Raw genomic sequence first — 14,083 nt, 5'->3', positions numbered from 1 at the left:
AGCAACCTAAATTTAAAATGTCCCTCGGGTGTTTTAGGGGAGAAAAAATACAGATTCAATGCCCTGTAACCCCTGTACCAATTGTTGCCATTCTGCTGAGTTAGTCAGAGAATATGTATCTAAATGATGCCCTTTTGCAGATGAAAAATTGCCAAAACATTCTATCCAGTTTAACATCGTTTCTGTACTCAAAAAAGGCGTACACTGCAAAGATTCTTGAAGGCTATTTTGCATCCCGATTAGATCTTCTTGACAGTAAGCGTGCCACGCTTTCCACACTAAAAAGTTGTAGCGCACCCGGCTTTCTACCTTAGCCATCCACCCCTGCACCTGTGGTTGAGTAACAAATTGATTTCTTTCGCAATCGGAAAGTAAAGCTTTTTCGATCGCCTCAATCGACTCTGCCAACATCCGTTCCTCTTTAAACAGTTTCTCGGCCCGCTGCTTGCAAGCTTGACCGATTTGATGCCGCAATTCTGGATTCATCGCCCAAGCTTCTACAGTTTCCGCCAATTCCCTCGCTGTTCCCTCCGGATCGGTATTCGGATCGGGCAACAACTTCCCAGTATCGCCGAGTCCTTCTGGAATCCCGCCCGCTGCCGAAGCAACTACGGGCAATCCTTTAGCCATCGCTTCCATGACTGCAAAAGAAGGTGCTGCATCGCCGAGAGATGTCAAAATGAATATGTCGCTAGCATCCAGCCAATCTAGGATATCCCAGCGCTGTCCGATCAACTTCACGCGATCGCTCACTCCTAACTCTCTAACAGCTTCCCTCAATTCTCTTTCTACATCGCAATAGCTTCCCTCACCATTCCCGGCCCATACAAAATACAGTTTAGACCACACGGGAGATTGTTTCAACTGCTTGATTGCTTCGATCTGATATCGATGCCCTTTAACAGGTGCTAATCGAGCAGATGTGAAACAAACAATCGCATCTTCAGGAATTTTTAACTCTTGCCGCAGGCGTTGGCGAGCCGAAGGATTAGGAGGTGCAAAATATTCAGGAGAGCGCCCCAAGTAAATCACTTGCCCCTTATCTTTGGGTAAATCAAAGTCATCGCGCAATAAATTCAAATGTTCATAAGCGCCAACAATCACCGCTCTAGCTTGCAGGCACTGATACAGCACTCCCTCTCGATAAGGCACTACATCCCCGTAGGCAAAATTTGCGTGATCTGGCATGACTAACCCGATTACCATCATGTATGGTATTCCCATCTGAATAACTACCTGTTTAACTGCAAAATTGGAATAGGGCCAGCCATCGCTAAAAATAATCAGATCAGGTTTATTAGTAGAAAAAATCTCTTGTGCATCCTCAGTATTTCTTAACACCCGCGCTAAATCTCTATGGCTGCTAAAATCCAGCCACAAGTGCTCTATACCTAACTCTCGTTCTCGCTCAAGCAAGGGGCTAGAATGTTTGGTTTGCACGCAAGTGACTTGATAGCCCAACAAGGCTAACTGACAGAGAATGGCATGGTTGTACTGCGCTAATCCTCCCACGCCCGGATCGTCGGCGTTGTAGAGTAGAATGTGCGTTTCCCTACGGGATAGCTTCGCTTCACGCGGTTTTGAAGGTGTGGGAATAGAACTCTGTTGAGATTGGGGCGGATTAGTCATCACCATCAGAATTATCTCTTGCCATTCCACTAACTTACTCAGCGAATAAGCATCAAAATTTTCACCGTATTCTTCAGAAGCTATCTTAAAAGTTTCCAGCCAACTCACCACTGTTTTTGTGGGCGAAAAAGGCGTATATTGCAATGATTTTTCCAAACACTGGGCCATCTCTGCTAGATGACCGTCGCGGTACATACGCCAGGCCAGCCACTTGAAGCATAGATAGCGTTCCTGGTTTTTTAACTGGCGGATTGACTCAGGCAAATCAGGTCGATTAAAGAATTCTTTCATCAAAATTTCTGTATTCTTCATTAGCGGCAAACCGCTTGACATGATATTAGACTTATGCTGGCGATAACAGGTAAGAATCTCTTCTAACCAAACTGCTTTGTACCCCTTTAAAGTCAAACGCAAGGCAAAATCTAAATCTTCTGCTAGCGGAAAGTGATCGTCGAAACCGCCCAAATCTTCCCAGCACTTTCGGCGCAGCATCATCGCACTAGGACGCACACATTTAAATATAATAAAGCTTTCTAAATCTAATTTAGACGCTTGCTGCCAAGGCTTAATTTCAAAAATATCTTTCCCTGTTTCATCGACCATCAGCCAACCTGTTTGCACCATATCTAAGGTGGGGTCAGCGTCAAAGCAAGCTAGTTGTTTCTCTAGCTTGGATGGTAGGAAATAGTCATCGGCATCTAGAAAGGCTAAAAACTCCCCTTGCGCTAGTTGGCAAGCAATATTTCTGGCGGCTGCTACTCCTTGATTTTCCTGGTATATGTAGCGAATTCTGTCAAAATAAGGCTGCAATACTTCCTGCGTGCGATCGCTAGAACCATCATCTACAACAATAATCTCCAAATTAGTAAAAGTTTGGGACAGCGCGCTCTCCACCGCTTGTACGATGTAGCGAGATCCATTATATACAGGTATAATTACGCTTACTTGCGGTGTTTGAGTAGGTGTTGACATTATTTAGCTCGCTGTTAACCTATGATTATCTAGTTTATATTAATGTGGCGGACCTTCAGCATTATTCTGTGTTCGGTATATCTACTTACAAAAACTTGAACTTTGGCAAAGTGTAGCATATAATTTTACATGGAATGATTACTCAAAAGGAAAAGAAAAAATGAATTCAGAAACAGTGCAAGTGAATTTCCAGCAGCAGGCAGAAATTTATTTGGCTACAGGGAACTTCGATCGGGCGATCGCACTTTGCCAACAAGTTTTGGCATCTGAACCCAATTCAGCAGAGACTTGCAAGACCTTGGGAAAGGCGCTGCAAGCTCAGGGTAAACTAGAAGACGCAAGGTATTGGTATAAAGTTGCGATCGCTCTGCAACCCGATTTTGCCGAAGCTTTTGCTAACCTCGGCACTGTCTGCGCTACTTTGGAACAGTGGCAAGAGGCGATCGCCTGTTACCAAAAAGCCATCTCCCTGCAACCAAACTTTGCAGGATTTTACCGTAACTTGAGCCGGATATTTACCCAAGTCGGTAAAGCTGAAGAAGCAGCAGACTGTTGGTATCAAGCACTCATGGTGGAACCGATAGAGATAGCGGAAGAATATCTCGATTTAGGTAATACTTTATTGGCGCAAAACAAGCCAGAAAAAGCGCTGACTTGTTACCACCGCACGATTTATTTAAACCCGAGTTTTTGCGAAGCTTACTGCCAATTAGCAGAAGCGGCTAGCGAGCTAAAGCAGTGGGACGAAGCTATTGTTCACTACCGCAAAGCTATTCAACTCCAGCCGGAGATTTCGGATTTTCATTACAAATTAGGCAATGTTTTGCAAGCTAAGGAACTCTGGCGCGAAGCGGAGGCTGCCTACCGAAAAAGTATTGATTTAAATCCCAATTCTTTTTTGTCCTACTACAACTTAGGCAGCGTGCTGCTCAAGTTAGAAAAATGGCAAGAAGCTGCGATCGCCTACCGCACGGCTGTTGAAATTAACCCGGATTATTCTTGGTCTTACTACAGCATCGGTGCAGCTTGCGATCGATTAGAAGAATGGTCTGAATCCGCCGCAGCTTACCAGCGCGCTACTGAATTAGATCCGAATTTTTTCTCAGCTTTTCACCAGTTAGGGGATGCTCTTGTTAAACTAGAAAAGTGGTCAGAAGCTGAGGCTGCATACGAACGGGCGATCGCACTAAATGCGGATTTATTTTGGTCTCATTATAACTTAGCTTTGACTTTAGTTAAACTTCAAAAGTTTGAAGCCGCAACACTCGCTTATCGGCGGGCGATCGCACTCAATCCAGAATTCTCTTGGACTTACCACAATTTAGGAGCAGCGCTGTTAAAAACCCAACAGTGGAAAGCCGCAGCTACGGCTTACCAACGTGCTATTGAACTTAATCCCACTATTTCTTGGTCTTATTACAATTTAGGCGATGCTTTGAGTGGAAGTCACGCATGGAACGATGCTGTTTCCGCCTACCTTTGTGCGATTCAAATCGAGCCGTCTCTACCGGGAATTTACCTAAAGTTAGGTGAGGCTCTAATTAAAAGAACTCCGGTAGATTCAGATGTAGCAACTAGCTACTATCACCACCAAATGCAGCCGCAGCACGCTCCTGAATTTTACTGCGAAATAGCCCAAAAGTTTGCTGATAGCGATCGGCTTAACGAAGCCATAATGTTGTACTTGATGGCATTAGAAATTAGACCCAAAGATCCAGAAATATCCAAAAAATTAGAGGATATTTTAGAAAAACAGCGTCAAACAGGGGAATCTAGTATATTATTAGAGTTAGAGGCTAAGGATATTCGCGATCGCTATATCGCCCGAGTCGCCAAAGGCAAGACTTTTGCAGAAGTCGGCGGCTTGTGGGGAACTGTCAGCGAAAAAGTATCTGTAGCTAGCAAATACGGTGCTGTTTCTCTGACAATGATTGATGCCATGCCGGCCTCCCTCCAGTGGTGGCAAGATTTTCACGATCGCATGACAAGTTTAAATATTGCTAATTATCACTGTATCAATCAAGATATCACTCAGATTCAGCTTGCCGACATTGGCGAGCCTTACGATGTAACTCACTGTGCAGGAGTTTTGTACCATCACCCCCATCCGTTGCAGATTTTAGTTGCCTTGCGTCAGATAACTCGCGAGCATTTAGTTTTCACTTCAGTTATTACCCAAGAAGTAATAGAAAATGAGTTGGGACGCTATGAAATTCCCGCTTCTGGAGTAATGTTTATTCCAGCTTTGGACGACGCTGAACGAGCTCTTTTAACAGCTTACTGGCGACCATACATCAACAACAACCAACTTATAGGGATAACTGAGAAAGCAGTTTTTGACATGAACGATTTTGCGCCGTGCTGGTGGCTACCTACAGCTACTGCTTTAGAAGCTATGTGCGAAGTCGCGGGATTTAAGGTTTTAGATAAAGGATTGACTTGGAACAATAATGCTCTGACTCTGCTGCTGGGGGTTTGAGGATTGGTAAACGAACAATAACAGGACTTGCTTATGCACAAACGGCTAAACACCCGGTTTATGAGCGGATTCCTCGTTTTCTTTTCCCAATATTCCTACTAGAAACCGGGTGTTTTCCGTAAGTCCTAAATACAATAGCTGCCAACATTTTTTGTGTAGAAAACAGGAACTGGGAAATAATCAATGAACAATCACCAACCAGGGACGCCGCTAGGAAACATTTTAGTAGTAGACGATACACCAGAAAACCTGCGTCTCTTGTCTACAATGTTGACTCAGAGGGGGTACACCCCCCGCTGCGTGATTAACGGAAAAATGGCTTTGAGAGCCTGCAATTCTAATCCACCAGATTTAATTTTGCTCGACATAATGATGCCGGAAATGAACGGCTACGAAGTCTGTCAGCACTTGAAACTAGAAGCAAAAACTCGCGAAATCCCGGTAATTTTTATCAGCGCTAAAGATGAAGTATTTGACAAAGTAAACGCATTTACTGTGGGAGCTGTTGACTATATCAGCAAGCCATTTCAGTTTGAAGAAGTGCTCGCCCGTATCGAAAGTCACCTCAGCCTACGGAATTTACAAAAGCAGCTAAAAGAACAAAATATGCTGCTGCAAGAAGAAATCACTAGCCGCTTAGCAGTCGAAAAAACTCTTCAGGAAAAAAACCAAATTTTGCAACAAGAAATCCGCACGCGTTGCGCCGTTGAAAAAGCTTTGCAAGAGCAAAATTTGGTACTCCAACAAGAGATATCCCACCGCCAGCGCGCCGAATCTGCTCTCTTAAAATCTAACCAAGAATTGGCGCGTTCAAATGCAGAACTAGAACAATTTGCTTATGTGGCTTCTCATGACTTGCAAGCGCCTTTAGCAACCATTGCTAGTTACGCTCAACTTTTAGAAAAACGCTACAAAGACCAACTCGACAGCCAAGGTAGTAAGTTTATCGGCAATATCGTTCAGGGCTGCACCCGAATGCAAACTTTAATTGACGATTTACTCGAATATTCGCGCGTTGGCAGGAGTCGGAAACCTTTTGAACTGACAGATTGCAATCATGCAGTCGAGCAAGCACTCGCGAACCTGCAAGGGGCGATCCGCGAGAATAAAGCCGTTGTCACCTACAGCGAATTACCAACGGTAATGGGGGATATTTCTCAACTCGTACAGCTATTTCAAAATTTAGTCAGCAATGCGATTAAATATCGCCACGATGCACCGCCTGTGGTTCATATTACCGCTGGCAAACAGGAGGAAAACTGGTTAATTTCTATCTCAGATAATGGAATTGGGATTGCTCCCCAGCATCAAACACGTATCTTTCAAATTTTCCAGCGCTTGCACACTCAAAGAGAATATTCTGGGACAGGTATTGGTTTAGCAATTTGTCAAAAAATTGTGGAACTTCACGGCGGATGTATCTGGGTGGAATCGGAACCGGAGCAAGGTTCTACGTTTCACTTTACTCTCGCTTAATTGAGGCGTAATTTCGGTAAAATGTATCAGCTATAAGGTAGAAAAAATTAATTACTTTCTCTCTTATAAACCCTAAACGAGATGATATAATCTCGAAGTTAATAATATTTAATATGGGAGAGGAAAGCCTTGAATAATTGGGAAGGATTGTGAGTATTGGGGTGGGGAGAGGGGCTACAGTTGCATTGCTTTTTTTAGTGGTATAAATTACCAGTTATAATAAAAATTATTTTCCGTTGACAGTCTAGTTCGTGCGTGATATAATTTTAATTATTAAACATGATTTTTGTAACGCTTGCTTACTCTCCCCAATCTGAGGATAGATGTATGTGTACGGGCAATTGAATGACTGCCCTAAAAATAAAAGGTAAAATTCAAGTTAGTTTAATATTTTCTGGGTGAAAAATATTATGAAAGCAGTTTTTAACTTAGCTTTGCCTCCTATCTGCTTTAAAGTTCTCTTAGTAGAAGACAACCATCACGAAGCTGAGCTGATTGAAGATTTGCTGTCAGAAATTGGCGGCGCGCAGCGTATAGTGCTGACGAAAGTAGAGCGCCTCAGCGAAGCGCAGCAGCGATTGAATGAAGAAACTTTTGACATAATTTTATTAGACCTTTCACTGCCAGATAGTCTGGGAATCGAGACGGTGGCTCGGGTACAAGAGTACGGGGTAAATGTGCCGATCGTAGTTCTGACCGCCCAAAACGACGAAGAACTTGCCCTGCGGTTGATTTCGGTGGGCGTACAGGATTATTTGGTAAAAAGAAAAATCGACAGCGAACTGTTAATTCGATCGCTCCGTTACGCCATAGAACGCCAGAACAGTCAAGATGCTTTGCGAAAAAGTGAAGAAAAATATCGCTCGGTGGTGGCAAATTCCCTGATCGGCATTGCCATCATCGCTCCAATTATTGACAGCGAAATTCCTCTCAATGGCCACTGGATAGAAGTTAACGATGCCCTGTGCAGTTTGCTGGGCTATGAGCGCTACGAACTCTTGCAAAAGAATTGGCTAGAGTTGACTCATCCAGAGGATTTGGAGGCTAATTGTGAAAATTTTTCTCAGATGTTAGCAGGTAGGCTCGACGGTTACATCTTAGACAAAAGGTGGCTCAGAAAAAACGGCGAAATAGTTCACACGCGAGTTTCCCTGCGCTGCATCCGCCGCCAGGACGGGTCTATCGACCGGATCATCGAAGTAGTGTTGGACGTGAGCGATCGCTACCGATACGAAGCAAAACTGAAAGCGTCAGAAGAATTTTTAAACCACACCATAAATGCTACGCCCGACCCAATTTTTGTCAAAGACGAGCAACACCGCTGGATGATATTAAATGATGCTTTTTGTCAGTTGGTCGGCAAATCGCGCCAAGAACTGATCGGCAAATCCGATTATGACTTTTTTCCCCAATCAGAAGCTGCTGTTTTTTGGACAAAAGATGAAGAAGTATTGACAACGGGGATCTGCTGGGAAACCGAAGAACAATTCACAGACTCGGCCGGGAAAGAACACATAATTTCTACAAAAAAAAGCGTCTTCAAAATAGCAGACGGCAGTAAAGTAATAGTGGGTACAATTAGAGATTTTACCGAATACAGACAGCAACAAAAAGCCCTGGAACAAAGCGAAGCTCGCTTTCAAAAATTGGTAGCTAACCTGCCGGGAACAATTTATCAATTACGAAGGTCAGCCAATGGAAAAATGTCTTTCCCCTACATCTCTTCAGGCAGCCGGCAACTCTACGAATTAGAGGCCGAAGCCATAGAGGAAAATGCGGAACTAATTTCCAATGGAATTCACCCAGACGACCTCTTAGATTTAAAAGCATCGATGGCAATTTCAGCTACTACGCTGGAACCTTGGCAGCAGCAGTGGCGACAGACTTTGCCATCTGGAAAAGTTAAGTGGCTGCAAGGAGCTGCGAGACCAGAAAGGCTCACTAATGAAAGCAAATCTGGCAGCGAAGGCGATATTATCTGGGACGGTTTAGTGATGGATATCACTGAATTAAAGCAGGCACAAACAGAGCGAGATCGTTTTTTTACCATCTCCTTAGACTTGCTTTGTATTGTAGGTTTTGACGGTTATTTTAAACGTTTAAACCCAGCTTGGTCAACAGCTTTAGGCTACAGTATTAGTGAATTGTTTGCCAAGCCAATGATCGAATTTGTTCATCCAGACGATCGAAAAGCCACCGCAGCCGAAGGAGCAAAACTAATCGCGGGTAGGTCCAGTATCTCCTTTGAAAACCGCTACATCTGCAAAGACGGTTCTTACAAATACTTCCTGTGGACGGCATCGCCATTTAGCGAAGAAGGTTTAATCTACTCAGTCGGTCACGACATTACCTCTCGTAAACAAGCAGAGTCCCAACTCCAGCGACAAGCAGTAGCAATGGCCGCTGCTTATGACGGAATCGCCATTTTTAATAATAATAAACAATGTATTTATTCCAACGACGCTTATCTCAAAATGTACGGCTTGGCTAGCCCTAGCGAACTGTATGGTAAGAAATGGCAAATGCTCTACAGCAAAGCAGAAAATCTATTTTTTGAACTACAAATAATGCCGAGGCTCCTGCAAAAAGGGTACTGCAATATAGAAGCTACCGGTCAGCGCCGGGACGGTACTAAGTTCCCTCAAGAATTGTCGCTGACAATGCTTGTCGGTGGCGAAATCATTTCTATAGTCCGCGATATAACTAATAGAAAACAGGTAGAATCAGCCCTGCGAGCGAGCCAGCGCCGTTACCAAACTTTAGCAGAAGCATCGCCAGTTTGCATATTTCACACCGACACCTTGGGAAATTGCCTTTATGTGAATCAGCGGTGGAGCGAAATTACGGGATTAAACGCAGAATTAGCAGCAGAAATTGGCTGGATGAATGCCATACATCCCGATGATGTGGAGCGGGTAAAAAATGAATGGCATCGAGCAATTATTGAGAAAATTCCTTTTAAATCAGAATACCGCTTTCAGCGTCCAGACGGTCGTGTAATTTGGGTGATAGGTCAGGCAATTGCAGAAATCGGAGACAAGCAGGAAATTAAAGGCTATATCGGCACTATTACTGATATTAGCGATCGCAAACAAGCAGAATTAGATTTGCTGCGAGTTACTCAAGCGGTGGAAAGCACCAGCGATGCGATCGGCATTGCTGACTTGACAGGGCGATCGCTATACCACAATCAAGCCTTTGTTCAACAGTACGGCTACACCGCAGAAGAACTAAACACAGCAGGCGGATTAACAGCAATTTACCCCCAAACTAAAGTGCTGCTAGAAATGTTTAAAACGATCCGTAAAGGCAAATCTTGGCAAAGCGAACTCAAAATCAAAACTAAAACCAACGAACTGGTAACAACTTTATTTCGCGCCGACGGCATTAAAGATGAAACTGGTCATTTAATCGGGTTAGTGGGAGTAATTACCGACATCACCGAACGCAAGCAAGCCGAGATGGCCCTGCAGCAGCAATTAAGGCGAGAACGGCTGGTAGTTGCCATGCTCGATCGCATTCGCTCCTCCCTAAATTTAGAAGAAGTCCTGACAACTGCTGTCGAACAAGTGCGGCAATTTTTGCAAACAGATCGCACAGTTATTTACCGATTCAATCCCGACTGGAGCGGTCTTGTAGTTGTCGAATCTGTAGCAAAAGATATAAGTTTGCTGCAAAACTTTGACAATTTCGATCCGTGTTTTGGAGAAAAATTTGTTGATGTTTACCAGCAAGGCTATATTCGCGCTATAGAAAATATTTACGCGGAAAATATGAGCGAATGTCACATTAAATTTCTAGAACAATTTGGAGTTAAAGCTAACTTAATAGTGCCGATTTTACAAGCCAGAGAAAGCATTTCCCAGGTCCAGCAGACGGCAGAAAATCAGCTCTGGGGACTCCTGATCGCCCACGATTGCAGCGGCCCCCGTTCCTGGGATTCCTCAGAAATAGAATCCCTCCGGCAATTGTGCGTGCAATTGGCGATCGCGATCCAGCAATCGACGCTATTTCAACAAGCACAAACGGAAATTGTCGATCGCAAACTTGCAGAATCTGCCCTCCAACAAGCTGCATTAGCCGCAGAAAGCGCCAACCGCGCCAAAAGCGAATTTCTTGCCAATATGAGCCACGAACTACGCACCCCTTTAAACGGGGTTTTAGGTTACACTCAAATCCTCAAAACCGACAAAGACTTAAGCTCAGATCACCAAGAAAGTCTCAGCAATATTCAACAGTGCGGTCAACACCTGCTGATGTTAATCGACGATGTTTTAGATCTTTCCAAAATTGAAGCTAGAAAAATGGAACTCTACCCGGAAGAGTTAAATTTTATAAATTTTATCAAAAACATTGCCGATCTCTTTCAGATGCGGGCCTCTCAAAAAGAAATTTTATTCAATTACGAACAAGTCTCTCCCCTGCCTAGCTGCGTTCGTGTCGATCCAAAAAGATTGCGCCAAATTCTCATAAATTTACTCAGCAATGCCGTTAAATTTACTAACAGTGGTGGTGTGACTTTCAAAGTCGGCTATGTCGGCACAGGGGCCTGGAGTCGAGGGCAAGGAGAAAATTATGAGTTCTCGACTTTGAGTTCGGAACTGAAAGAAAATTATATGCGCTTCGCCCACAATGCGATCGCAGCCAAACACGCTTTAAAAATCCGCTTTCAAGTCGAGGATACCGGCACGGGCATAGACCAAAGCAAGTTAGAAGAAATATTTTTGCCTTTCCACCAAGTAGGAGGCAATACATTTGTTGAAGGTACAGGTCTCGGACTCTCGATTAGCCAGAAATTAGCGAAACTAATGGGTGCCGAAATTCGCGTCCACAGCACTTTGGGAAAAGGCAGCACTTTTTGGGTAGATTTAGAATTACCAGCAGCTAAACGGTACTTGGAGGTGTCTCCTTTGCAGGAAAAACGCTGGCTTGTCGGTTTTATCGGCAACAAGCGGAAAGTGCTAATCGTGGATGACAATCAACTGGATCGCGATTTGTTGTGCAGGCTGCTGCGGCGTTTGGGATTTGAGGTTGCAGAGGCGAAAAACGGTCAAGAATGCCTCTGCAAAACAGTTGAATTTCAACCGGATGTGATTTTAATGGACTTGCGGATGCCTGTAATGGATGGCTTAGAAAGTGCCAGAAAACTGCGGCAGTTGCCGGAAGTAAAAGATGTTGTGTTAATCGCTATGTCAGCTAGCGTTTTCGAGGCTACGCAGCAAGATAGCATCCTCGCAGGGTACGATGCTTTTCTTCCCAAACCGATCGAAGCAAATCACTTTTTGGAACAGTTGCGCGTGCATTTGGGACTAGAATGGATTTATGGGGAATCTTCGGAAAACAAAAAGCGCAAAACTCCCAGTTTGTCACCAGCCTCTGATTTGCCTGCTTATTCTTCTCTGTTACCTGCAGCTTCTGAGTCAGTAGCAAAACTTTTGAAACTCGCAGCTATGGGCGACATTGAAGAAATTTTTGAGGAGAGTGCTAAGCTGGAGAGTTTAGAACCTAATTTAGTGCCGTTTGTCTCGAAGCTGCGCCAACTTGCTAAGGGATTTCAGCTCAAACAAATTCGGAATACTTTAAACCAATATATCGACGAAAAATAGTATGACTATCATGGTTGAGAGCTTGGCTGGATACATATAATTTAGATGTGCAGCAACTTACCGCCGCGTTATTGAGCCGGATATCTGGCAATTGTCGATCGCGCAATGGTCAGTGCAGGCCGCTGTAACTCCCAACATTAAACAAGTTATTTTACCGCTTCAGAAGTTGTATCCCAGAGTCCGAGCAACTGCTGTTAAATGCCAGATATCTTTGGGTAAACCAGAGATTTTGAGTAGCGCCGGATCGGGTTCGATCCTACCGTGTTTTGTACTCTTTCAAACAAGATTTTTCTGGTAAACTAAAGTGGAAAGTTGCTTTCCATCCCTAGACTGAAGTCCCAGGGTTTGCCGGCTATTTTTTGACAAGAGAGTTTTTGAGAGAGTTGGGATTGAAATTACTTTGCCTCAGTAACGGCCACGGAGAAGACGCGATCGCCCTTCGCATCTTGCAGGAACTGCAACAGCACCCGCATCCGCCAGAATTAGCCGTGTTTCCGCTAGTGGGTGAAGGGCAAGCTTTCGCTCAACTAGAAAACGCCCGCATCATCGGCCCGGTGCAGCGGATGCCTTCGGGCGGCTTTATTTACATGGACGGGAGAGAATTTTTGCGCGATGTTAAAGGCGGCCTGCTTCAGTTGACAATCGCTCAGTTGAAAGCCATCCGCGCTTGGGTGCGAGCCCAAAAACAGTCTGGGAATCAAGACAGCGTTATTTTAGCCTGCGGGGATATTGTACCGCTGCTGTTTGCTTGGCTCAGCGGCGCCCCCTATGCCTTTGTCGGTACTGCCAAGTCGGAGTATTATTTGCGAGACGAGGACGGGCCTCTGGCTCGCAAATCCAGGGTCTTTGGTGGGTGGGGTTGGTCGCGATCGATTTATTTCCCTTGGGAGCGCTGGTTGATGACTCGATCGCGCTGTCGGGCCGTTTTTGCCAGGGACGCGCTGACCGCCGAGACTTTACAAAAGCTGGGAATTCCCGCTTACGATCTCGGAAACCCGATGATGGACGGACTCGAACCGGAAAACCCCGCCGGTTTTTACGGCCCTGACGCAGAGTTTCGGGAAATGGAGCGATCGCTCATCATCACCTTACTCCCCGGTTCTAGAGCGCCGGAAGCCTATGCTAATTGGCTGCTAATAGTAGAGGCTGTAGCCGGAATTTTATCCTTGTTTGCCGATCGGAAATTGTTATTTTTCGGAGCCATTTCTCCAGAGTTAAACTTAGAAGCTTTGCGACCTAGTTTAGATTTTTTCGGCTGGCGACAAGACGGCGAAATTAGAACGCAGCGGCGTGAAGGAAGTATTTTACGACCTCCTGTTTCTAGCGCTCAAGAAATTCGGAAAGAATCTCCTAATTTGCTATTGCCATTGACATTTGTGCAGAGAAACGCCACGATGATTTTGACTCAGCAAAGTTTTAACGATTGTTTGTACGAAGCCGATTTAGCAATAGCAATGGCAGGAACGGCTACAGAACAATTTGTAGGTTTAGGAAAACCGGCGATCGCCATTCCCGGAAACGGCCCGCAATTTACTCCCGCCTTTGCAGAAGCTCAAAGTCGCCTGTTAGGCCCGTCATTAATTTTAGTCAAACATCCCGCCGAAGTTGCCGGCGCCGTGCAGTCTTTGCTCCGCGACCCCGACAGATTGCAGCTAATCGCTGAAAATGGCTGGCGGCGCATGGGAGAACCCGGTGCAGCAGCCAGAATTGCCGAGTGTTTAATTCAGCGGTTCGGCGGTGAATCCAGCAATTCTCAATTCCCTCCAATAGACTAGGGAAAAAACAATGTTTTGTCCCTACCAAGTATGTTTAATTCTACTTTCTGTGAACAAACCTGACGGTCAACTGAGTACAGTTAGACCGCAGGCTTCTTTTTCCTTTTTTTTCTCATGCTTTTTATAGTGAGGTAGTTCCACCCCCA

The 14,083-nt window shown here is 44.8% G+C and carries 5 protein-coding genes; 4 read left to right on the top strand and 1 reads right to left on the bottom strand.

Features of this window, described 5'->3' with window-relative positions; genetic code table 11:
• Positions 1–33 precede the first annotated feature (33 nt).
• The gene (locus QUA00_RS27845; RefSeq protein ID WP_333411879.1) at positions 34–2,601 is read right to left on the bottom strand and encodes a glycosyltransferase; all 2,568 of its coding nucleotides are present in this window, start codon (positions 2,599–2,601) and stop codon (positions 34–36) included.
• Between the two features lie 160 nt (positions 2,602–2,761).
• Between QUA00_RS27845 and QUA00_RS27840 the strand changes: the two genes are divergently transcribed.
• From QUA00_RS27840 to QUA00_RS27825, 4 genes are all read left to right on the top strand, one after another.
• Positions 2,762–5,080 (top strand): tetratricopeptide repeat protein, encoded by a 2,319-nt coding sequence (locus QUA00_RS27840; RefSeq protein WP_333411878.1) that lies wholly within the window; start codon positions 2,762–2,764, stop codon positions 5,078–5,080.
• Between the two features lie 183 nt (positions 5,081–5,263).
• Positions 5,264–6,556: an ATP-binding protein gene (locus QUA00_RS27835; protein WP_333143721.1), complete on the top strand. Its 1,293-nt coding sequence runs from the start codon at positions 5,264–5,266 to the stop codon at positions 6,554–6,556.
• Between the two features lie 410 nt (positions 6,557–6,966).
• Positions 6,967–12,162 carry a PAS domain S-box protein gene (locus QUA00_RS27830; protein ID WP_333411877.1) on the top strand — a complete coding sequence of 1,732 codons (5,196 nt, stop codon included), beginning with the start codon at positions 6,967–6,969 and terminating at the stop codon, positions 12,160–12,162.
• Positions 12,163–12,551: 389 nt separating this feature from the next.
• On the top strand, positions 12,552–13,937 hold the full coding sequence (locus tag QUA00_RS27825) for a lipid-A-disaccharide synthase-related protein (RefSeq protein ID WP_333411876.1): 1,386 nt from the start codon (positions 12,552–12,554) through the stop codon (positions 13,935–13,937).
• The last annotated feature ends 146 nt before the right edge of the window (positions 13,938–14,083 follow it).

Source organism: Microcoleus sp. T2B6 (assembly GCF_036700475.1).
Lineage (GTDB): Bacteria > Cyanobacteriota > Cyanobacteriia > Cyanobacteriales > Microcoleaceae > Microcoleus.
This window is presented reverse-complemented; position numbering and strand designations above follow the sequence as displayed.

Coding starts and splice junctions, on each gene's coding strand:
- QUA00_RS27845 (WP_333411879.1), bottom strand. CDS start 2,601: ATGTCAACACCTACTCAAACACCGCAAGTAAGCGTAATTATACCTGTA.
- QUA00_RS27840 (WP_333411878.1), top strand. CDS start 2,762: ATGAATTCAGAAACAGTGCAAGTGAATTTCCAGCAGCAGGCAGAAATT.
- QUA00_RS27835 (WP_333143721.1), top strand. CDS start 5,264: ATGAACAATCACCAACCAGGGACGCCGCTAGGAAACATTTTAGTAGTA.
- QUA00_RS27830 (WP_333411877.1), top strand. CDS start 6,967: ATGAAAGCAGTTTTTAACTTAGCTTTGCCTCCTATCTGCTTTAAAGTT.